General features: G+C 69.8%; 21 protein-coding genes. 12 read left to right on the forward strand and 9 right to left on the reverse strand.

Going from position 1 to position 21,184, the window contains the following annotated elements:
• Window positions 1-3: 3 nt before the first annotated feature.
• Both ACFVWW_RS28790 and ACFVWW_RS28795 read left to right on the forward strand, forming a co-directional pair.
• Window positions 4-501, forward strand: coding sequence for a PH domain-containing protein (locus ACFVWW_RS28790; RefSeq protein ID WP_386877777.1), 498 nt, complete (start codon window positions 4-6; stop codon window positions 499-501).
• Window positions 498-2,006 carry a PH domain-containing protein gene (locus ACFVWW_RS28795; protein ID WP_386877776.1) on the forward strand — a complete coding sequence of 503 codons (1,509 nt, stop codon included), beginning with the start codon at window positions 498-500 and terminating at the stop codon, window positions 2,004-2,006. Before ACFVWW_RS28790 ends, ACFVWW_RS28795 begins: the two co-directional genes overlap by 4 nt.
• A gap of 77 nt (window positions 2,007-2,083) precedes the next feature.
• Here the strand turns inward: ACFVWW_RS28795 and pgl are convergent, their stop codons facing one another.
• The 5 genes from pgl to tkt are packed head-to-tail and all read right to left on the reverse strand — an operon-like array spanning window position 2,084 to window position 8,640.
• A complete protein-coding gene (gene pgl, locus ACFVWW_RS28800; RefSeq protein WP_384183514.1) occupies window positions 2,084-2,866 on the reverse strand; it encodes a 6-phosphogluconolactonase in 783 nt (260 codons plus the stop codon).
• Window positions 2,863-3,882 carry a glucose-6-phosphate dehydrogenase assembly protein OpcA gene (gene opcA / locus ACFVWW_RS28805; RefSeq protein WP_384183512.1) on the reverse strand — a complete coding sequence of 340 codons (1,020 nt, stop codon included), beginning with the start codon at window positions 3,880-3,882 and terminating at the stop codon, window positions 2,863-2,865. The genes pgl and opcA overlap by 4 nt, the downstream gene beginning before the upstream one ends.
• On the reverse strand, window positions 3,879-5,408 hold the full coding sequence (gene zwf / locus ACFVWW_RS28810; RefSeq protein WP_384183509.1) for a glucose-6-phosphate dehydrogenase: 1,530 nt from the start codon (window positions 5,406-5,408) through the stop codon (window positions 3,879-3,881). The genes opcA and zwf overlap by 4 nt, the downstream gene beginning before the upstream one ends.
• Before the next feature lie 4 nt (window positions 5,409-5,412).
• Window positions 5,413-6,531, reverse strand: a complete 1,119-nt coding sequence (tal, locus tag ACFVWW_RS28815) for a transaldolase (protein ID WP_384183507.1) — start codon at window positions 6,529-6,531, stop codon at window positions 5,413-5,415.
• 33 nt (window positions 6,532-6,564) lie between these two features.
• On the reverse strand, window positions 6,565-8,640 hold the full coding sequence (gene tkt / locus ACFVWW_RS28820) for a transketolase (RefSeq protein ID WP_384183504.1): 2,076 nt from the start codon (window positions 8,638-8,640) through the stop codon (window positions 6,565-6,567).
• A gap of 295 nt (window positions 8,641-8,935) precedes the next feature.
• Here tkt and ACFVWW_RS28825 point away from each other — a divergent pair, with 295 nt between their 5' ends.
• The gene (locus ACFVWW_RS28825; RefSeq protein WP_384331253.1) at window positions 8,936-9,883 is read left to right on the forward strand and encodes a heme o synthase; all 948 of its coding nucleotides are present in this window, start codon (window positions 8,936-8,938) and stop codon (window positions 9,881-9,883) included.
• Between the two features lie 94 nt (window positions 9,884-9,977).
• Complete coding sequence (locus ACFVWW_RS28830) at window positions 9,978-10,358, forward strand: hypothetical protein (RefSeq protein ID WP_386877775.1); 381 nt, start codon at window positions 9,978-9,980, stop codon at window positions 10,356-10,358.
• Window positions 10,359-10,414: 56 nt separating this feature from the next.
• On the opposite strand, the gene ACFVWW_RS28835 is transcribed toward ACFVWW_RS28830, so the two are convergent.
• The 3 genes from ACFVWW_RS28835 to ACFVWW_RS28845 form a co-directional block, all read right to left on the reverse strand.
• Window positions 10,415-11,383 (reverse strand): heme A synthase, encoded by a 969-nt coding sequence (locus tag ACFVWW_RS28835; protein ID WP_384331248.1) that lies wholly within the window; start codon window positions 11,381-11,383, stop codon window positions 10,415-10,417.
• Window positions 11,384-11,461: 78 nt separating this feature from the next.
• A complete protein-coding gene (locus ACFVWW_RS28840) occupies window positions 11,462-12,229 on the reverse strand; it encodes an ABC transporter permease (RefSeq protein ID WP_386877774.1) in 768 nt (255 codons plus the stop codon).
• A complete protein-coding gene (locus ACFVWW_RS28845) occupies window positions 12,226-13,209 on the reverse strand; it encodes an ABC transporter ATP-binding protein (protein ID WP_384183490.1) in 984 nt (327 codons plus the stop codon). Before ACFVWW_RS28845 ends, ACFVWW_RS28840 begins: the two co-directional genes overlap by 4 nt.
• A gap of 167 nt (window positions 13,210-13,376) precedes the next feature.
• Between ACFVWW_RS28845 and ACFVWW_RS28850 the strand changes: the two genes are divergently transcribed.
• From ACFVWW_RS28850 to ACFVWW_RS28885, 8 genes are all read left to right on the forward strand, one after another.
• Complete coding sequence (locus ACFVWW_RS28850) at window positions 13,377-14,120, forward strand: helix-turn-helix transcriptional regulator (protein ID WP_384183487.1); 744 nt, start codon at window positions 13,377-13,379, stop codon at window positions 14,118-14,120.
• Window positions 14,117-15,538: a Fe-S cluster assembly protein SufB gene (gene sufB / locus ACFVWW_RS28855; protein ID WP_384183484.1), complete on the forward strand. Its 1,422-nt coding sequence runs from the start codon at window positions 14,117-14,119 to the stop codon at window positions 15,536-15,538. Before ACFVWW_RS28850 ends, sufB begins: the two co-directional genes overlap by 4 nt.
• Before the next feature lie 74 nt (window positions 15,539-15,612).
• Window positions 15,613-16,794: a Fe-S cluster assembly protein SufD gene (gene sufD / locus ACFVWW_RS28860; RefSeq protein ID WP_384183482.1), complete on the forward strand. Its 1,182-nt coding sequence runs from the start codon at window positions 15,613-15,615 to the stop codon at window positions 16,792-16,794.
• A complete protein-coding gene (locus ACFVWW_RS28865; RefSeq protein WP_384183479.1) occupies window positions 16,794-17,111 on the forward strand; it encodes a bifunctional 3-phenylpropionate/cinnamic acid dioxygenase ferredoxin subunit in 318 nt (105 codons plus the stop codon). The genes sufD and ACFVWW_RS28865 overlap by 1 nt, the downstream gene beginning before the upstream one ends.
• Before the next feature lie 7 nt (window positions 17,112-17,118).
• Window positions 17,119-17,883, forward strand: a complete 765-nt coding sequence (sufC, locus tag ACFVWW_RS28870) for a Fe-S cluster assembly ATPase SufC (protein WP_384183476.1) — start codon at window positions 17,119-17,121, stop codon at window positions 17,881-17,883.
• Window positions 17,880-19,136, forward strand: a complete 1,257-nt coding sequence (locus ACFVWW_RS28875) for a cysteine desulfurase (RefSeq protein ID WP_384183473.1) — start codon at window positions 17,880-17,882, stop codon at window positions 19,134-19,136. The genes sufC and ACFVWW_RS28875 overlap by 4 nt, the downstream gene beginning before the upstream one ends.
• Before the next feature lie 18 nt (window positions 19,137-19,154).
• A complete protein-coding gene (gene sufU, locus ACFVWW_RS28880; protein ID WP_384183470.1) occupies window positions 19,155-19,619 on the forward strand; it encodes a Fe-S cluster assembly sulfur transfer protein SufU in 465 nt (154 codons plus the stop codon).
• Complete coding sequence (locus ACFVWW_RS28885) at window positions 19,616-19,954, forward strand: metal-sulfur cluster assembly factor (protein WP_384183468.1); 339 nt, start codon at window positions 19,616-19,618, stop codon at window positions 19,952-19,954. Before sufU ends, ACFVWW_RS28885 begins: the two co-directional genes overlap by 4 nt.
• A gap of 79 nt (window positions 19,955-20,033) precedes the next feature.
• Here the strand turns inward: ACFVWW_RS28885 and ACFVWW_RS28890 are convergent, their stop codons facing one another.
• A complete protein-coding gene (locus tag ACFVWW_RS28890; protein WP_386877773.1) occupies window positions 20,034-21,182 on the reverse strand; it encodes a hypothetical protein in 1,149 nt (382 codons plus the stop codon).
• Window positions 21,183-21,184 lie beyond the last annotated feature (2 nt).

The raw sequence follows: 21,184 nt of genomic DNA on the forward strand, positions 1-21,184 counted from the left end.
CCGATGGGGGAGGGGATACGACGGCTGCGGCCGCCGAAGAACACGCTGGACGAGCGCGCCATCGGCTGGTGGCGCGCGCAGTGGCTGCTGCTGACCGTGATCCCCGTCGCCGTGCTGGCCGTGCTGGGGGCGCTCATCGCCCCCGCGCGGCTGTGGCTGCTGGTCCCCGCCGTGGTGCTGGCGGTGCTCGGGACGGCCTGCACGGCGCTCATACCCGGGTGGTGGTTCCGGGTGCACCGCTGGGAGGTGACGGACGAGGCGGTCTATGTCCGCACCGGCTTCTTCTGGCAGGAGTGGCGGATCGCGCCGATGTCCCGGATCCAGACCGTGGACACCGTGCGCGGTCCGCTGGAGCAGCTGTTCAAGCTCTCCACCGTGATCGTCACGACCGCGTCCTCCAAGGGCGCGGTACGGATCGAGGGGCTCGACCACGAGCTGGCCGCGGAGCTGGCCGAGCAGCTCACCCGGATCACCCAGGCCACCCCGGGGGACGCCACATGAGCGAGGCGGCGGAGCCCGCGGAGCAGGAGTGGCGGCGGCTCGACCGGCGTACCCTCCTCGTCACCGCGGCGGTCATGGCGGGGGTCGTCCTGGGCGCGGGTGTACCGGCCGCCATCGGAATGGCGGGCGGCATGCCGCTCTGGCAGGCGCTCGCCTGGGTGCTGGCCGGGGCCGTGGCGCTGATCGCCTGCGGTACGGGCGGGGACTACGTCCGCTGGCGCCGCACCCGCTATCGCATAGGGCCCGAGCGTGCCGAGCTGCACACGGGCCTGTTCCTGGTCAGGCGCCGCTCACTGGCCCGCGAGCGGATCCGCAGTGTCGACCTGACGGCCCATCCCCTGCTGCGGGTGCTCGGCCTCGTGAAGGTCCGCATAGGCACGGGGGAACACTCCGGCGGCGAATCCACGCTGGAACTCGACCCCGTCACCCGGGCCGAGGGCGAGCGGCTGCGCACGGAGCTGCTCGACCGCACGCCGGCGGCGCCCGGGGCGCACCGGGAATCCACGCTGGCCGTTCTCGACCCCGGCTGGATCCGCTACGCCCCGATATCCTTCCTCGCCCCAGCGCTCGGTGGCGCGGCGGCCGGCGGTCTGCTGCAGGTCAGCGAGTGGTTCGGCGCTCAGGCGCGGGTGATCCACTGGGTGGGCGACCGGTTCAGGGACACCCCGCTCGTCTGGATGATCCTGATCCTCATGGCAGCGGCGGGGCTCGCCGGGGTCGTCGGCGCGCTCGGCCTGTGGATCGAGATGTGGTGGAACTACCGGCTGGAGCGGGAGCCGGGCGGCACCCTGCGGGTCCGCCGGGGGCTGCTCACCTCCCGTTCGGTCTCCATCGAGGAGCGGCGGCTGCGGGGCGTGGAGCTGGTCGAGCCGCTCGGCGTCCGGATGGCCGGGGCGGCCAGGCTGGACGCGGTCGCCACCGGCCTCGTCCAGGACGAGGAGGACCAGCACGCCGACCACAAGACCCTGCTGCCCGCCGCGCCGCGTGCGGTGGCTGACGCGGTGGCGGCGCGGGTCCTGCGCGAGCCCGCGTCCCCGCCGCACACGGCCCGGCTGGCCCCGCACCCCCGCGCAGCCCGCGGCCGCAGGCTGCGCAGGGCCGTGGCCGCCGCACTGCTGCCGGCCGTCATCCTCACCGTCCTCGGGCTGCTGCTCACCGACGTCCTGCTGTACGTGGCGTCGGCGACCGCCGTGATCCTGCTGCCGGCGGCCGTCCTCCTCGCCCTTGACGCCTACCGCAGCCTGGGCCACGGCCTCAGCGGCTCCTATCTGGTCGCCCGCTCGGGAACACTGCGCCGTACGACGGTCGCCCTCCAGCGCGGCGGCGTGATCGGCTGGACCGTCAGACAGTCGTACTTCCAGCGTCGCGCGGGCCTGCTCACGCTGACGGCGACCACGGCGGCGGGCGCGGGCGCGTACCACGTGTTCGACGCGGCGGAGGAAGAGGGCCTCAGCTTCGCGGAAGCGGCGGTCCCCGGCCTGCTGACGCCCTTTCTCGAAACCTGACCCGCGCAAACGGCGCGGCCCGGACCGCCGGGGAGGCGAGCCGGGCCGCGTGCTGTCGTACCGCTGAGGCTGAGGCGTCAGGCGGACGCCGGGGGATAGAGGTCGCGGGGGAGGGCCGACGCCGCCGCCGCGTCCAGCAGCCACAGCGTGCGGCTGCGGCCGTAGGCACCGGCGGCCGGTGCCTGGATCTCGCCCGCGCCCGACAGGGCGATCTCCGCGGCCTTCGCCTTGTCCTCGCCCGCCGCCAGCAGCCACACCTCGTGTGCCGCGCGGATCGCGGGCAGCGTGAGGGAGATACGGAGCGGCGGGGGCTTGGGGGCGCCGTGCACCGCGACCACCGTGCGTTCGGTCTCCCGTACGCCCGGCAGCTCCGGGAAGAGCGACGCCACATGGGTGTCCGGGCCGACACCGAGCATCAGGACGTCGAAGCTCGGCACCTGCGCGTGGTCCTCCGGCCGGGACGCGGCGGCGAGTTCCGTGGCGTACGCGGCGGCCGCCGCCTCCACGTCGCTCCCGTACGCACCGTCCGAGGCCGGCATCACATGCACCCGCGACGGGTCGAGCGGCACCGAGTCGAGCAGTGCCTCCCGCGCCTGGGTGATGTTCCGCTCCGGATCGCCCTCCGGGAGGAAGCGCTCGTCGCCCCACCACAGATCCAGCCGTGACCAGTCGACCGCGTCACGCGCGGGCGCCGCCGACATCGCGGCCAGCAGCCCGTTGCCGTTGCGTCCGCCCGTCAGGACGACCGAGGCGGAGCCCCGGGCGGCCTGCGCGTCCACGATCTTCGTGATCAGCCGGGCCGCCGCGGCCTGCGCCATCAGCTCCTTGTCGCGGTGGACGACGAGTTGGGGAGCACTCACTTCGAGGCCGCCTTCTTGGCCGGTGACTTCTTCGCCGCGGCAGCGGCGGCCGGCGGGCCGGCCTTCGAGGAAGCGGACGCCGGCTCCGACGCCTCACCCAGCCGGTGCACACCGAACCGCAGCACCGACGCGTAGGTGTCGTCCGGGTCCAGCCTGCGCAGCTCCTCCGCGATCAGCTCCGAGGTCTCGCGGCGCTTCAGCGCCACCGCCCGGTCCGGCTGCCCCTCGATGGCGAGAGTCGCCAGTGAGCCGTCCGCCCGGTCCAGCTTGATCGGCCCGCAGGTCGTCTCCATCCGTACGGCCGTGAGACCGGGACCCGACGAGACGCCGCGCTTCACCGGTACCTTCAGCCGGCTCGCGAGCCACATGCCGAGCAGCTCGCAGCTCGGGTTGTGCTCCTCGCCCTCCACCTCCACCGAGGTGACCGCGCAGTCCACCTGGTCCAGAGCGGCCGCCACCATCGAGCGCCACGGCGTGATCCGGGTCCAGGCCAGATCCGTGTCGCCCGGGGTGTACGCGTCGGCGCGGGCCGTCAGCTCCTCGACGGGGTGCTCGGCGGCGTAGGTGTCCGTCACCCGGCGCTGCGCCAGCTTGCCCAGCGCGTCCGCCGCCGGGTTCACCGGCGCGTTCACCGGCCACCACACCACGACAGGAGCGTCGGGCAGCAGCAGCGGCAGCACCACCGACTGGGCGTGGTCCATGACCTCGCCGTACAGCCGCAGGACGACCGTCTCACCGGTGCCCGCGTCCACGCCCACCCGTACCTCGGCGTCGAGCCGGGGCTTGGCCCGGTCACGCGGCGAACGCGAGATGCGCTTGACGACGACGAGCTTCCTCGACGGATGCTCACGGGACGCCTCGTTGGCGGCCTTGAGCGCGTCGTACGCGTTCTCCTCGTCGGTGACGATGACCAGCGTGAGAACCATGCCGACCGCGGGGGTGCCGATCGCCCGGCGTCCCTGCACCAGTGCCTTGTTGATCTTGCTGGACGTGGTGTCCGTAAGGTCGATCTTCATGGCCGGCGCCAGCTCCGTCCGTCTCGTGCGAGCATCTCGTCCGCCTCGGCCGGACCCCAGGTCCCGGACTCGTACTGCGCGGGCTTGCCGTGCTTCTCCCAGTACTCCTCGATCGGGTCGAGGATCTTCCAGGAGAGCTCGACCTCCTCCACGCGCGGGAAGAGGTTGGAGTCGCCGAGCAGCACATCGAGGATGAGCCGCTCGTACGCCTCGGGGCTGGACTCCGTGAAGGACTCGCCGTAGGCGAAGTCCATCGAGACGTCCCGCACCTCCATCGAGGTGCCCGGCACCTTCGAGCCGAAGCGCATCGTCACGCCTTCGTCCGGCTGGACCCGGATGACCAGGGCGTTCTGTCCCAGTTCCTCCGTGGCCGTGTGGTCGAAGGGGGAGTGCGGAGCGCGCTGGAAGACGACCGCGATCTCGGTGACCCGGCGGCCGAGCCGCTTGCCGGTACGGAGATAGAACGGGACACCCGCCCAGCGGCGGTTGTCGATCTCCAGCTTCACCGCGGCGTAGGTGTCGGTCTTCGACGTGGCGTTGATCCCGTCTTCCTCCAGATAGCCGACGGCCTTCTCGCCGCCCTGCCAGCCCGCCGCGTACTGCGCGCGCACCGTGTGGGCGCCGAGGTCCTTGGGCAGCCGTACGGCCCCCAGCACCTTGGTCTTCTCCGCGGCCAGCGCGTCCGCGTCGAAGGAGGCGGGCTCCTCCATCGCGGTCAGCGCGAGCAGCTGGAGCAGGTGGTTCTGGATGACGTCACGGGCGGCGCCGATGCCGTCGTAGTAGCCGGCGCGGCCGCCGATGCCGATGTCCTCGGCCATGGTGATCTGGACATGGTCGACGTATGACCGGTTCCAGATCGGCTCGAAGAGGGTGTTGGCGAACCGCAGCGCCAGAATGTTCTGGACGGTCTCCTTGCCCAGGTAGTGGTCGATCCGGAAGACCTCGTTGGACGGGAAGACCTCGTGGACGACCTTGTTGAGGTTCTGCGCGGAGACCAGGTCGTGGCCGAACGGCTTCTCGATGACCGCGCGGCGCCAGGAGCCCTCCTTCTCGGCCAGCCCGTGCTTCTTGAGCTGCTTGACGACCTGGGGGAAGAACTTCGGCGGCACGGAGAGATAGAACGCGAAGTTGCCGCCGGTGCCCTGCGACTTGTCGAGCCCCTCGATCGTCGACTTCAGGTTCTCGAACGCGTCGTCGTCGTCGAAGTCGCCCTGGACGAAGCGCATCCCCTGGATGAGCTGCTGCCAGACCTCCTCGCGGAACGGGGTGCGCGCGTGCTCCTTGACGGCGTCGTGCACCTCCTGCGCGAAGTCCTCGTCCTTCCATTCGCGGCGGGCGAAACCGACGAGCGAGAAGCCCGGCGGCAGCAGACCACGGTTGGCCAGGTCATAGATCGCAGGCATCAGCTTTTTGCGGGACAAATCGCCCGTAACGCCAAAGATGACCAGGCCCGACGGCCCCGCGATACGCGGGAGCCGTCGGTCCGCGGCGTCACGGAGCGGGTTTGCTCCGTGGGTTGCGGTCAAGGGTTCAGCCCTCCGAAGGAGCGAGGCGCTTGAGCTCCGCCTCCGTCGACTTGAGCAGATCGGTCCAGGCCGTCTCGAACTTCTCGACGCCCTCGTCCTCCAGCAGCTGGACGACGTCGTCGTACGAGATCCCGAGCTTCTCGACGGCCTCGAGGTCGGCGCGCGCCTGGTCGTACGTGCCACGCACCGTGTCGCCCGTGATCGAGCCATGGTCCGCCGTGGCGTCGAGCGTGGCCTCCGGCATGGTGTTCACCGTGTTGGGGGCCACCAGCTCGTCGACGTACATCGTGTCCTTGTACGCCGGGTCCTTCACACCGGTCGAGGCCCACAGCGGACGCTGCTTGTTGGCCTGCGCCCGGTCCAGGGCCGCCCAGCGGTCGCCGGAGAAGACCTCTTCGTACGCCTCGTACGCGAGGCGGGCGTTGGCCACGGCCGCCTTGCCGCGGGCCTCCTTGGCCTCGGGCGTGCCCAGCGCGTCGAGCCGCTTGTCGATCTCGGTGTCCACCCGGGACACGAAGAAGGACGCCACCGAGTGGATCTTCGAGAGGTCCAGGCCCGCGGCCTTGGCCTTCTCCAGACCGGTGAGGTAGGCGTCCATGACCTCGCGGTAGCGCGCCAGCGAGAAGATCAGCGTGACGTTGACGCTGATGCCGCGGGCGATGGTCTCGGTGATCGCCGGCAGACCGGCCTTCGTCGCCGGGATCTTGATGAGCGTGTTCGGGCGGTCCACCAGCCAGGCGAGCTGCTTGGCCTCGGCGATGGTCGCCGCCGTGCTGTGCGCCAGGCGCGGGTCGACCTCGATGGAGACCCGGCCGTCCTGGCCCTGCGTCGCGTCGAACACCGGACGCAGGATGTCGGCGGCGTCACGGACGTCCGCCGTCGTGATCATGCGGACGGCTTCTTCGACGGTGACCCTGCGGGTGGCGAGGTCGGTGAGCTGGCTGTCGTAGCCGGTGCCCTGCGAGATCGCCTTCTGGAAGATCGACGGGTTGGTCGTGACGCCCACCACGTGCTGCTGGTCGATCAGTTCGGCGAGATTGCCGGACGTGATGCGCGTGCGCGAGAGGTCGTCGAGCCAGATCGCGACGCCTTCTTCGGAGAGGCGCTTGAGTGCGTCTGTCATGAGGTTTGCATCTCCTACTGTCGTATACGGGCGTCAGCGCGCTGACGCCGCAAGAGATTCCCGGGCTGCGGCGGCCACCGCGTCAGCGGTGAAGCCGAACTCGCGGAAGAGGACCTTGGCGTCCGCGGAAGCACCGAAGTGCTCCAGCGAGACGATGCGACCGGCCTCACCGACGAAGCGGTGCCAGGTGAGCCCGATCCCGGCTTCGACCGCCACCCGCGCCTTGACGGACGGCGGCAGCACCGAGTCCCGGTACCCCTGGTCCTGCTCCTCGAACCACTCCACCGACGGCATCGAGACCACCCGGGCCGCGATACCCGCGGCCTGGAGCTGCTCGCGCGCCTCCACGGCCAGCTGCACCTCGGAGCCCGTACCGATCAGCACGACCTCCGGAGCGCCGCCCTCGGCCTCGAACAGGACGTAACCGCCCTTGGCGGCATCCTCGTTGGCCTCGTACGTGGGCACGCCCTGGCGGGTGAGAGCCAGACCGTGCGGGGCGCCCTTGGCGTGCCGCTTGAGGATCTCGCGCCAGGCGATGGCCGTCTCGTTGGCGTCGGCCGGCCGGACGATGTTCAGACCCGGGATGGCACGCAGCGCCGAGAGCTGCTCGACCGGCTGGTGGGTCGGGCCGTCCTCGCCCAGACCGATGGAGTCGTGCGTCCAGACATAGGTGACGGGCACCTGCATCAGCGCCGCGAGCCGGACGGCCGGGCGCATGTAGTCGGAGAACACCAGGAAAGTGCCGCCGTAGATACGGGTGTTGCCGTGCAGCGCGATGCCGTTCATCGTCGAGCCCATGGCGTGCTCGCGGATGCCGTAGTGCACCGTGCGGCCGTAAGGGTCGGCCCCCGGCAGCGGGTTGCCCACCGGGAGGAACGACGACGTCTTGTCGATCGTCGTGTTGTTCGACCCCGCGAGGTCGGCGGAGCCGCCCCACAGCTCGGGGATGACCTCACCGAGCGCCTGGAGGACCTTGCCGGACGCGGCGCGCGTCGCGACGGCCTTGCCGGTCTCGAAGGCGGGGAGCTTGTCCTCCCAGCCCGCGGGCAGTTCGCCCGCCCGGACGCGGTCAAAGGTGGCCGCGCGCTCCGGGTTGGCCGTACGCCACGCGGCGAACGTCTTCTCCCATGTGGCGCGCGTCTCGCGGCCGCGGTCGAGCGCCTCACGGGTGTGCGCGAGGACCTCGTCGGCGACGTCGAAGGACTTCTCCGGGTCGAAGCCGAGGACCTTCTTGGTGGCTGCGACCTCTTCCTCGCCCAGCGCCGAGCCGTGTGCGGCCTCGGTGTTCTGCGCGTGCGGGGCGGGCCAGGCGATGATCGAGCGGGCCGCGATGAAGGAGGGGCGCTCGGTCTCCGCCTGCGCGGCCTTCAGCGCCTTGTACAGACCGGCCGGGTCGAGGTCGCCGTTGGGCAGCTGCTCGACGCGCTGGACGTGCCAGCCGTACGCCTCGTACCGCTTGAGGGTGTCCTCGGAGACCGCGGTCTCCGTGTCGCCCTCGATCGAGATGTGGTTGTCGTCCCAGAGCAGGACCAGATTGCCCAGCTTCTGGTGGCCGGCCAGCGAGGACGCCTCGGCCGAGACCCCCTCCTGGAGGCACCCGTCACCGGCGATGACCCAGACGGTGTGGTCGAAGGGGGAGGTGCCGGCCGCCGCGTCCGGGTCGTACAGACCGCGCTCGTAGCGGGAGGCCATCGCCATGCCCACACCGTTCGCGACACCCTGGCCGAGCGGGCCCGTGGTGGTCTCGACGCCGACGGTGTGTCCGTGCTCCGGGTGGCCCGGGGTCTTCGAACCCCAAGTGCGGAAGGCCTCGAGATCAGACAGCTCCAGGCCGTAGCCGGCCAGGTAGAGCTGGATGTAGAGGGTCAGGGACGAGTGCCCCGCCGAGAGGATGAACCGGTCGCGGCCGGTCCACTGAGCGTCTGCCGGGTCGTGCCGCATGAGCTTCTGGAACAGTACGTAGGCGGCGGGCGCCAGGCTCATGGCCGTACCCGGATGGCCGTTGCCGACCTTCTGTACGGAATCCATGGCCAGGACGCGGGCAGTATCGACTGCCCTACCGTCCAATTCGGTCCACTCGAGGTCTGTGGTGATCGGCTTGGTGCTCACCCTGAGTCAGGGCTCCTCTCCACATGATCGAATCCCGGTGTCTGAGGGCGCACCGGTTCGCTGTCGAGCCTACCCGCAGCCAACAGCCATCTTTCCGAGTGCGTTACCAGGGTGCGCCGCGTGTGCCGACTTCGCCTCCCGGCACGGTCACCGGCCGTCCCCGGAGGGCCCTCAACACGACACCACCCCCGCGAAGAACGGCATCTGGGCAACGTCTAGAGTGGCGTGGTACGCGCAAGTCTTTACCCGGTCTTCACGCGGGGAGCTTGCTGGGATTTCTCTGTCAGGGGTGTGCGTGACGGCCGTCGAGTCCCGACCCGCAGGGGTCGTCTTGACTCCGAGCCCGGGGGGCCATCGGCCGTTCGGGGCCCGCGTCAAGGCATTCGTGGCGCTGACCAAGCCGCGGATCATCGAGCTGTTGCTCATCACCACCGTGCCGGTGATGTTCCTGGCCGCTCAGAGCGTGCCGGATCTGTGGCTGGTGCTCACCACATGTATCGGCGGTTATCTGTCCGCCGGCGGTGCCAACGCCCTGAACATGTACATCGACCGCGACATCGACGCCCTGATGGACCGTACGTCGCAGCGTCCCCTGGTCACCGGGATGGTCTCGCCCCGCGAGGGGCTGGTCTTCGGCCTCGCGCTGACCGTGATCTCGACGCTCTGGTTCGGATTCCTGGTCAACTGGCTTTCCGCGGCCCTTTCGCTGGGCGCGCTGCTCTTCTATGTCGTCGTCTACACGATGATTCTCAAGCGCCGTACCTCGCAGAACATCGTCTGGGGCGGTATCGCGGGCTGTATGCCGGTGCTGATTGGCTGGTCGGCGGTCACGAATTCGGTGTCCTGGGCCGCGGTCATTCTCTTCCTTGTCATCTTCTTCTGGACGCCGCCGCACTACTGGCCGCTGTCGATGAAGGTGAAGGAGGACTACGCGCGCGTCGGTGTGCCGATGCTCCCGGTCGTCGCGTCCAACCGGGTGGTGGCCCGCCAGATCGTCCTCTACAGCTGGGTGATGGTCGCCGTCTCGCTGCTGCTGACCCCGCTGGGCTACACCGGCTGGTTCTACACGGCGGTGGCGCTGGTGGCCGGCGGCTACTGGCTCTGGGAGGCGCACGGACTCCAGTCGCGCGCCAAGGCCGGGGAGAGCGGCGGCAAGCTCAAGGAGATGCGGCTGTTCCACTGGTCCATCACCTATGTCTCGCTGCTCTTCGTGGCGGTGGCGGTGGATCCCTTCCTGCGGTAACCGCCGGGAGACAGACATCGCGGGCGGGGTGCGTGGCCGAGGCCACGTGCCCCGCCCGTCGCTTATTGATCTACCCGTCGGTAGTATCCCGTTCATGGCAGAGATCCAGCAGGTCGACCAGAGCGACGAGAACAGCGACGAGAACAAGGACCGGTCCCGGCGGGAGGCGCGCGACGAGCGCAGGGCCGCCCGGCTGGCCAAGCAGATCGGCGCCTTCACCAAGCGGCACGGCGGCGCCGAGGGGCAGCTCGCGTACCTCGGACAGGCGGGCACCCGCATCGTGCTCGTCGGGGAGGACGGCCACTGGGGCGATCTCGTCGCTCCCTCGCACGCCCTCGCGAAGAACGCCGCCGAGAAGGCGGGGCTCACCCTGCACGAGTCCTTCGACGGGGAGTTCGCGGCCAAGGTGCGCACCGGGCCGTACGAGTGGAGCCGGATGGCCGGCATTCAGATCGGCGGCCGCGCCAACAGCTGACGGGCCGCCCCTGAGGCTCTCGGACGACTGTCGGACGGCTGACAGCGCTACGGCTGTCAGACGGTGGACAGCGCCGTGTCCGACTGCGCGGGGATCTCCGCCGTGGTCCGCGGCCGCTCGCGCAGGCTCATCGCCACCCGCAGGACGGAGATCCACACCAGGCAGGAGCCGAACATGTGGGCGCCGACCAGGACTTCGGGGAGATCGGTGAAGAACTGCACGTAGCCGATGGCGCCCTGGGCGAGCAGGACCAGCAGCAGGTCGCGGGCGCGCGCCCGGGTGTCGAGGGGGGCGTCCACCACGCGCAGGACCAGCCACATCGCCAGGGCCAGTGCGCAGACGATCCAGGCGAACACCGCGTGCACATGGGCGGCGGTGGCCCAGTCGAACGGCATCCGGGGCACATCGCTGCTGTCGCCCGCGTGCGGTCCTGAGCCCGTCACCGTCGTGCCCGCCGCGATCAGTACCACCGAGGCGACGACGAGCGCCCAGGACAGCTTGCGCACGGGGCGCGGGACGCGCGGGCGTGCGGCGCCGTCGCCCTCGCGGGTGCGCAGCCAGGTCAGGGTGGTGACGGTGAGCAGGCCGGTGGCGAGGACGAAGTGGCCCGCCACGGTCCAGGGGTTGAGCCCCATCCACACGGTGACGCCGCCGATGACGGCATTGCCCATCACGATCCAGAACTGCGACCAGGCGAGCCGGGTCAGTCCGCGCCGCCGGGGCTTGGTGGAGCGCGCCGCGATGATCGCCCAGCCGACCGCCGCGCACAGGACGTACGTCAGCATCCGGTTGCCGAACTCGATCGCGCCGTGCAGCCCCTGTTCCGGTGTGGCGAAGAGGCTGTCGTCCGTGCACTTGGGCCAGGTGTCGCAGCCGAGGCCGGAACCGGTCAGCCGGACCGCGCCGCCGGTGATGATGATCAGCACGCTCATCATGACGGCGCCGAGCGCGGCGCGCTGGAGCGTGCGGGGGGACGGCGTCCAGCGCTGGGCGATGTAGGCGAGGGGGGTCAGCACGGCAACCATGGTAGGCGCGAGCTTGTGCAGGTTTTCACGAGGGGTACGTATGCCGCGTCTCCGCGGCCGCGGAGGCCCGTTTCCCGCCTACTCCCAGCGGAAGAACACGCCTGCCGCGCCGAGGCCGGCAGCGGCCCAGACGGTGAGGACGCCCAGGTCGCCCCAGGGCATCGCCGTGCCGTGCTGGAGGACGTCCCGCAGCCCGTCGGAGAGCGCCGAGATCGGCAGCAGCCCGAGCACCGACTCCGCCGTGTCCGGGAACCTGTCCAGCGGCACGATCACTCCGCCGCCCACCAGGAGCAGCAGGAAGACCAGGTTCGCGGCGGCGAGGGTCGCCTCGGCCCTGAGCGTCCCGGCCATCAGCAGGCCGAGCCCGGAGAAGGCCGCGGTGCCCAGCACGAGCAGCAGCAGGACGGCGAAGGGGTTGCCGTGCGGCGACCAGCCGAGCGTGAAGGCGATCACCGTCAGCAGCGCGATCTGGAGTACTTCGGTGACCAGCACGGACAGCGTCTTGGCGGTCATCAGGGCCCAGCGAGGCAGCGGCGAGGCGGCGAGCCGCTTGAGCACTCCGTACCGCCGCTCGAAGCCGGTGGCGATGGCCTGGCCGGTGAACGCCGTGGACATCACGGCCAGCGCGAGGACACCGGGGGCCAGGAAGTCCACCGCCTTGTCCGTGCCGGTGTCGATGATGTCGACCGTCGAGAACAGCACCAGCAGCAGCGACGGGATGATCACGGTCAGCAGCAGCTGTTCGCCGTTGCGCAGCAGCAGCTTCGTCTCGAACGCCGTCTGCGCCGTGATCATGCGGAGCAGCGGGGCGGCGCCGGGCGCCGGGGCGTACGTACCGGTGCTCATGAACGCAGCTCCCTGCCGGTCAGTTCGAGGAAGACGTCCTCCAGGGTGTGCCGCTCGACGGAGATGCCGTCCGGCATCACGCCGTGCTGTGCGCACCAGGAGGCCACCGTGGCCAGCAGCTGCGGATCGACCGTGCCGCCGATCCGGTACGCGCCCGACGCAGGCTCGTCGGCCGTGCTGCCGTGCGGCAGCGCCTTCAGCAGCGAGCCGAGGTCGAGCCCGGGGCGCCCGGTGAAACGCAGGGTGTTCTCCGCGCCGTCGCGGCACAGTTCCTCGGGGCTGCCCTGGGCGATGACCTTGCCGGCGTCGATGATCACGACATCGTCGGCCAGCGCCTCGGCCTCGTCCATGAAATGCGTGGTCAGCACCGTGCCCACGCCGTCGGCGCGCAGCTCGCGCACGAGATCCCAGGTGGAGCGGCGGGCCTGCGGGTCGAGCCCGGCGGTCGGCTCGTCCAGGAAGACCAGTTCGGGGCGGCCGACGACGGCCAGGGCGAGCGCGAGCCGCTGCTGCTGGCCGCCGGAGAGCCGCCGGTAGGTGGTACGGCCGCAGCCGCCCAGGCCGAGCCGCTCGATCAGGGCGTCCACATCGAGCGGGCGCGCGTGCAGCCGGGCCATGTGGCGGAGCATCTCGTCGGCGCGCGCGCCGGAGTACACGCCACCCGACTGGAGCATCACGCCGATACGGGGGCGGAGCCGGGCGGCGTCGGCGACGGGGTCGAGACCGAGGACGCGTACGGTGCCCGCGTCGGGTCGGCGGTAGCCCTCGCACATCTCGACCGTGGTGGTCTTGCCCGCTCCGTTGGGGCCGAGGACGGCGGTGACCGTACCGGCGCGGACCACCAGATCCAGGCCGTCCACGGCGGCCTTGCCCCCGTAGCGCTTGACCAGGCCCCGGATCTCCACGACGGGCTCTCCGGGGGGCCGGCCCGCGGCGGTGCCGCTTTCGGGCAGGGAATCACCCGGGAGGTCGCTGTACATGCCGGGAAGTCTAGGCAGCGCCGCGAGGGCCCCGGTCCGCGGGGGCGAAAGGGGTGGTCAGCACGGGCGGAACGCGCCTTCTTAGGTAACCCTTAGTGATGGAGCGCACGGTGACCTGCGCCGGACGACGGTTGTCACGGTCGGAGGAATTACGCAACAATGGCGTTGTGAAATACGTTGGCGAGGCTCCCCAGGAGGAACTCGCGACCGGCGAGCACTCGACTCGCAACCGGGTCGCGCGCTCCATCCTGGACCACGGCCCGTCCACCGTCTCCGAGCTGGCGGGGCGCCTCGGCCTGACCCAGGCCGCCGTCCGCCGTCACCTCGACACCCTCGCCGCCGATTCCGTGGTGGAACCGCGCGACCAGCGCGTCTACGGCTCACGCGGCCGCGGCCGCCCCGCCAAGGTGTTCGTCCTGACCGACTGCGGCCGGGACGCCTTCGACCAGTCCTACGACCAGCTCGCCGCCGACGCCCTGCAGTGGATCGCCCGGGCGGCGGGCGGCGGAGAGCGGGGCGAGGCGGCCGTCGCCGCCTTCGCCCGCGCCCGGATCGCCGCCCAGGCCGGGGCCTACCGCGAAGCGGTCGAGGCCGCCGAGCCCGGGAGGCGTACCGAGGCACTCGCCAAGGCGCTGAGCACCGACGGGTACGCTGCTACGGCGCGTAGCGCGCCCAACCAGCAGGGCGAGCAGCTCTGCCAGCACCACTGCCCGGTCGCGCATGTCGCCGAGCAGTACCCCCAGCTCTGCGAGGCGGAGACGGAATTCTTCTCCCAGCTGCTCGGGACGCATGTGCAGCGGCTGGCCACCATCGCGCACGGTGACGGGGTCTGCACGACTTTCATTCCCCGTGCCACCCCACAGACCACCCATCACGCATCTGAAAGCACAGCCGGGAGGAACCCCGAATGACGCTCCCCACGGAGACTGCCCATCCTGAGCTCGAGGGTCTGGGCACGTACGAATTCGGCTGGGCCGACTCCGACGCGGCCGGCGCCGCTGCCAAGCGCGGTCTCTCCGAGGCTGTCGTCCGCGACATCTCGGAGAAGAAGAACGAGCCGGAGTGGATGCTGAAGCTGCGGCTCAAGGGTCTGCGCCTGTTCGACAAGAAGCCCATGCCCAACTGGGGCTCGGACCTGTCGGGCATCGACTTCGACAACATCAAGTACTTCGTACGGTCCACCGAGAAGCAGGCCGCCTCCTGGGAGGAGCTGCCGGAGGACATCAAGAACACGTACGACAGGCTCGGCATCCCCGAGGCGGAGAAGCAGCGTCTCGTCGCCGGTGTCGCCGCGCAGTACGAGTCCGAGGTCGTCTACCACCAGATCCGCGAGGACCTGGAGGAGCAGGGCGTCATCTTCCTGGACACCGACACGGCGCTCAAGCAGCACCCGGAGCTGTTCCAGGAGTACTTCGGCACGGTCATCCCGGTCGGCGACAACAAGTTCGCCTCGCTGAACTCGGCCGTGTGGTCCGGCGGATCGTTCATCTACGTGCCGAAGGGTGTGCGCGTCGACATCCCGCTCCAGGCCTACTTCCGTATCAACACGGAGAACATGGGCCAGTTCGAGCGGACGCTGATCATCGTCGACGAGGACGCCTACGTCCACTACGTCGAGGGCTGTACCGCCCCGATCTACTCCTCGGACTCGCTGCACAGCGCCGTGGTCGAGATCATCGTCAAGAAGGGCGCGCGCTGCCGCTACACGACCATCCAGAACTGGTCGAACAACGTCTACAACCTGGTCACCAAGCGCGCCGTGGCGTACGAGGGCGCGACCATGGAGTGGGTCGACGGCAACATCGGCTCCAAGGTCACCATGAAGTACCCGGCCGTCTACCTGATGGGCGAGCACGCCAAGGGCGAGACCCTGTCCATCGCCTTCGCGGGCGAGGGCCAGCACCAGGACGCCGGCGCCAAGATGGTCCACATGGCCCCGAACACCTCGTCGAACATCGTCTCCAAGTCGGTGGCGCGCGGTGGCGGCCGTACCTCGTACCGCGGTCTGATCGAGATCGGCGAGGGCGCCGCGGGCTCCAAGTCCAACGTGCTCTGTGACGCGCTGCTGGTCGACACCATCTCGCGCTCCGACACCTACCCGTACGTGGACGTCCGCGAGGACGACGTGTCCATGGGCCACGAGGCGACCGTCTCCAAGGTCTCCGAGGACCAGCTCTTCTATCTGATGAGCCGCGGTCTCTCCGAGTTCGAGGCGATGGCGATGATCGTGCGCGGCTTCGTCGAGCCGATCGCCAAGGAACTGCCCATGGAGTACGCGCTGGAGCTCAACCGGCTGATCGAGCTGCAGATGGAAGGCTCCGTCGGCTGACCCGGCTCGACACGCCCTTCCCCAGCAGCGACCGTTTTCTTACGCAGAGGCAGAGAGAGAGCACGACGACAGCCATGGCTGAGGCTCAGAACATTCCGGCGGGTTCCACCACCGCCGGGTCGATCGCGGTGGCCGCCGAGTCCACCGTAGCCACGCGCATGAGCGCGCCCCCCTCCTTCGACGTCGCGGACTTCCCCGTCCCACACGGCCGTGAGGAGGAGTGGCGGTTCACGCCGCTGGAGCGGCTGCGCGGGCTGCACGACGGCACCGCCGTCGCGGTGGACGGCAGCGTCACGATCGAGGTGACCGCCCCCGAGGGTGTCATCGTCGAGACCGTCGGCCGTGACGACGCACGCGTCGGCAAGGCCGGTACGCCGGTGGACCGGGTCGCCGCCCAGGCGTACTCCTCCTTCGAGAAGGCCTCGGTCGTCTCGGTGCCCAAGGAGACGGTGCTGAGCGAGCCGATCCGGATCGCCGTCCACGGCGAGGGCGGGACCGCCTACGGCCACCAGATCATCGAGCTGGGAGCCTTCGCCGAGGCGGTCGTGGTCATCGACCACACCGGCGACGCCGTGATCGCCGGCAACGTCGACTACCTCATCGGCGACGGCGCCAAACTGACCGTCGTCTCCGTCCAGGACTGGGACGACAAGGCCGTCCATGTCGCCCAGCACAACGCGCTGGTCGGCCGGGACGCCTCCTTCAAGTCGATCGTGGTCACCTTCGGCGGCGATCTCGTACGGCTCCAGCCGCGCGTCCAGTACGCCGCCCCCGGCGGTGAGGCCGAGCTGCTCGGCCTCTACTTCACCGACCGCGGCCAGCACCAGGAGCACCGCCTCTTCGTCGACCACAACGCCCCGCACTGCAAGTCCAACGCCGCGTACAAGGGCGCGCTGCAGGGCATCGACGCGCACGCCGTATGGATCGGCGATGTGCTCATCCGCGCCTCGGCCGAGGGCACCGACACCTACGAGATGAACCGGAACCTGGTCCTCACGGACGGCGCGCGGGTCGACTCCGTGCCGAACCTGGAGATCGAGACCGGTGAGATCGCCGGCGCCGGCCACGCCTCGGCCACCGGCCGGTTCGACGACGAGCAGCTCTTCTATCTGATGGCCCGCGGCATCCCCGAGACCGAGGCGCGCCGCCTCGTCGTCCGGGGCTTCTTCGCCGAGCTGGTCCAGCAGATCGGTCTGCCGGACGTCGAGGAACGCCTGCTGGCCAAGATCGAGGCGGAGCTGGAGGCATCGCTCTGATGGCCTTCGTCCGTGTCTGTGGGCTGGGCGAGCTGGAGGAGGACACCCCGAAGCGGGTGGAACTCGACGGCACGCCGGTCTCCATCGTCCGTACCGAGGGCGAGGTGTTCGCGATCAACGACATCTGCTCGCACGCGAATGTGTCGCTGTCGGAGGGCGAGGTCGAGGACTGCATGATCGAATGCTGGTTGCACGGCTCCAGCTTCGACCTCCGTACCGGTAAACCGTCCGGTCTTCCCGCGACGCGCCCCGTCCCCGTATACCCCGTAAAGATCGAAGGGGACGATGTGCTCGTCTCCGTCACCCAGGAGTCCTGAGTCACCCATGGCAACGCTTGAAATCCACGACCTGCACGTCTCCGTCGAGGCCGAGCACGGCGCCCGCGAGATCCTCAAGGGCGTCGACCTGACCGTCAAGCAGGGCGAGACGCACGCCATCATGGGCCCCAACGGCTCCGGCAAGTCGACCCTCGCCTACTCCCTCGCGGGCCACCCCAAGTACACGATCACCGGTGGCACCGTGACGCTGGACGGCGAGGACGTCCTGGCGATGACCGTCGACGAGCGGGCCCGCGCCGGCCTCTTTCTCGCGATGCAGTACCCGGTCGAGGTCCCCGGCGTCTCGGTCTCCAACTTCCTGCGCACCTCCGCCACCGCCGTCCGCGGCGAGGCCCCCAAGCTGCGTACGTGGGTGAAGGAGGTCAGGGAGACCATGGAGCGCCTCCAGATGGACCCCGCCTTCGCCGAGCGGAACCTGAACGAGGGCTTCTCCGGCGGTGAGAAGAAGCGCCACGAGATCCTCCAGCTCGAACTGCTCAAGCCCAGGATCGCGATCCTCGACGAGACCGACTCCGGCCTCGACGTCGACGCGCTGCGCGTCGTCTCCGAGGGCGTCAACCGCGTCCGGGAGACCGGCGAGGTCGGCACCCTGCTGATCACGCACTACACGCGGATTCTCCGCTACATCAAGCCCGACTTCGTGCATGTCTTCGCACAGGGCCGTATCGCCGAGTCCGGCGGCGCGGAGCTGGCCGACAAGCTGGAGAACGAGGGCTACGAGGCATACGCGAAGGGTGGCGTCACGGCGTGACACAGTTGCCGGGCCTTCTCGACACCGAGGCGATCCGCAAGGACTTCCCCCTGCTGGATCGTGTGGTCCACGACGGGAAGAAGGTCGTTTACCTGGACAACGCGGCGACCTCGCAGAAGCCGCGCCAGGTGCTCGACGCCCTCAACGAGTACTACGAGCAGCACAACGCCAATGTCCACCGTGGCGTGCATGTGCTCGCCGAGGAGGCCACGGCGCTGTACGAAGGCGCCCGTGACAAGGTCGCCGCCTTCATCAACGCGCCCAGCCGCGATGAGGTGATCTTCACCAAGAACGCCTCCGAGTCGCTCAACCTCGTCGCCAACATGCTCGGCTGGGCGGACGAGCCGTACCGGGTGGACCACGAGACCGAGATCGTCATCACGGAGATGGAGCACCACTCCAACATCGTGCCGTGGCAGCTGCTCTCGCAGCGCACCGGCGCGAAGCTGAAGTGGTTCGGCCTCACCGACGACGGCCGGCTCGACCTGTCCCACATCGACGAGGTCATCACGGAGAAGACGAAGATCGTCTCCTTTGTGCTGGTCTCCAACATCCTGGGCACGGTCAACCCGGTCGAGGCGATCGTCCGGCGGGCGCAGGAGGTCGGCGCGCTGGTGCTGATCGACGCCTCGCAGGCCGCCCCGCACATGACGGTCGACGTGCAGGCCCTCCAGGCCGACTTCGTGGCCTTCACCGGCCACAAGATGTGCGGTCCGACCGGCATCGGGGTCCTCTGGGGCCGGCAGGAGCTGCTGGAGGACCTGCCGCCGTTCCTGGGCGGTGGCGAGATGATCGAGACCGTGTCGATGCACTCGTCGACCTACGCTCCGGCGCCGCACAAGTTCGAGGCGGGTACGCCCCCGATCGCCCAGGCCGTCGGCCTCGGCGCGGCCGTGGACTATCTCTCCGCGATCGGCATGGACGCCATCGCCGCGCATGAGCACGCGATCACCGCGTACGCGGTGAAGCGGCTGCTGGAGGTCCCGGACCTCAGGATCATCGGCCCGGCCACGGCCGAGGACCGCGGCGCCGCGATCTCCTTCACGCTCGGGGACATCCACCCCCACGATGTGGGGCAGGTGCTCGACGAGCAGGGCATCGCGGTCCGGGTCGGCCACCACTGCGCGCGGCCGGTCTGCCTGCGGTACGGAATTCCCGCGACCACGAGGGCGTCTTTCTATCTGTACTCCACTCCCGCCGAGGTCGACGCTCTGGTCGAGGGGCTGGAGCACGTCCGTAACTTCTTCGGATGAGGACTTGAGAGGCTGTCCGTGAAGCTGGATTCGATGTACCAGGACGTCATCCTGGACCACTACAAGCACCCGCACGGGCGCGGTCTGCGGGACGGCGACGCCGAGGTGCACCACACCAACCCCACCTGCGGTGACGAGATCACGCTGCGGGTGCGGTACGAGGGTTCGCTGATCGCGGATGTCTCGTACGAGGGCCAGGGCTGCTCGATCAGCCAGGCCAGCGCATCCGTACTGAACGAACTCCTGGTCGGCAAGGAGCTGGCCGAGGCGCAGAAGATCCAGGGCACCTTCCTGGAGCTGATGCAGTCCAAGGGGCAGATCGAGCCGGACGACGCCATGGAGGAGGTGCTGGAGGACGCGGTCGCGTTCGCCGGCGTCTCGAAGTACCCCGCCCGCGTCAAGTGCGCTCTGCTGAGCTGGATGGCGTGGAAGGACGCGACGGCCCAGGCTCTGGGCGACAGCGCGACGAAGGAGACGGCATGAGCGAGAACGAGACCGTGACCATGAAACCGGCCTCGGAGGACGAGGTCCGCGAGGCGCTGTACGACGTCGTAGACCCCGAGCTGGGCATCGATGTCGTCAACCTCGGTCTGATCTACGGCATCCACATCGACGATTCCAATATCGCCACCCTGGACATGACCCTGACGTCCGCGGCCTGTCCGCTGACCGATGTGATCGAGGACCAGGCGAAGTCGGCGACGGACGGCATCGTCAGCGAACTCAAGATCAACTGGGTCTGGATGCCGCCGTGGGGACCGGACAAGATCACGGACGACGGCCGCGAGCAGCTGCGCGCGCTGGGCTTCAACGTCTGAGCGGACGCTCACGAAAGGACCCCACGACCGACCGGGTCGTGGGGTCCTTTCGCATGTTCCGCTACGGACCGGACCGGAGCTAGCGCGCGGGCGGGACGGCCGCGGCCTCGATCAGGGCGGCGGCCAGGTTCTCCTTGCGGATGCGCTGATCCAGGTAGAGCAGGTTCAGTACGAGCTGCGGGAACGTCGTCGTGATGAGCTGGCTGATCAGCTGGGAGAACAGGACCAGCAGCAGATAGCCGCCCACGGCCACCAGCAGCTGAGCGGCGGTCGGGTCGCCGTCGACGTCGGAAGCGCCGATCATGCCGGGGAACAGGCCCACCACGTTGACCAGCTGCTGGATCACCATGCTCGTGACGGCCGCCATGACGTAGGCCAGCAGCGAGATCCCGAAGATCCGCCACCAGGCGCCGCGCACCAGGTCCGCCGAGCGGCGCAGGGCCGCGAGCGGGCCCTGCGACTCGATCACGGCGGCCGCCGGGGCCAGACTGAAGCGGACCCACAGCCAGACCGCCAGGGGCGCGAACGCCAGCGCGCCCAGGAAGCCGAGCGGGATCAGCCAGGCGGCCCCGCCGGAGCCGTCCAGCGCCACGTACGTGAACAGGATGGCGCCGAACCCCGCGAGCAGCAGGACCATCGGGACGAGGCTGATCAGGGCGCTGATGACGACCGTGCCGAGCACCGCGGGAATCCGGGCCGAGGCCCGGCGCCATATCGCGCCGAACGTGGCGGGACGGCCCAGGACGGCGTCCTGGACTATCGCGGGACAGGTGGCCTGGATCATCGCCGTGGCGGCAAGCAGCGCCAGCATGCCGAAGGCCCAGACACAGCCGAAGGCGATCAGCAGCGGCCGGATGTCGGTCCAGGACGGATCCACGTCGTACGGCGGGTCGAAGACCTTGGGCAGATGGTCGCCGACAGCGCCGTAGGCGACCGCCGCCGCGGCCGCGACCGCCAGCATGGCGGCGCCGTACACCGTCAGGGCCACCCCGAACAGCTGCTTCCAGTAGCGGCCCAGCGTGGCGAACGCGCCGCCCAGTATCCCGCCCAGGTCGAGCGGTGCCAGCGGGATGACCCCGGGCTTGGGCGGCGGAGGGGGCGTCCAGCCGCCCCAGCCGTAAGGCCCCTGCGGACCGTTCCCGTACGGGCCGCTTCCGTACGGACCATTCCCGTACGGGCCGTTTCCGTACGGTCCGCCGTCCCCGCCCCACCCCGTGCCCTGTGTCACCG

It is taken from the genome of Streptomyces sp. NPDC058198, assembly GCF_042882605.1.
Classification (GTDB): Bacteria; Actinomycetota; Actinomycetes; order Streptomycetales; family Streptomycetaceae; genus Streptomyces.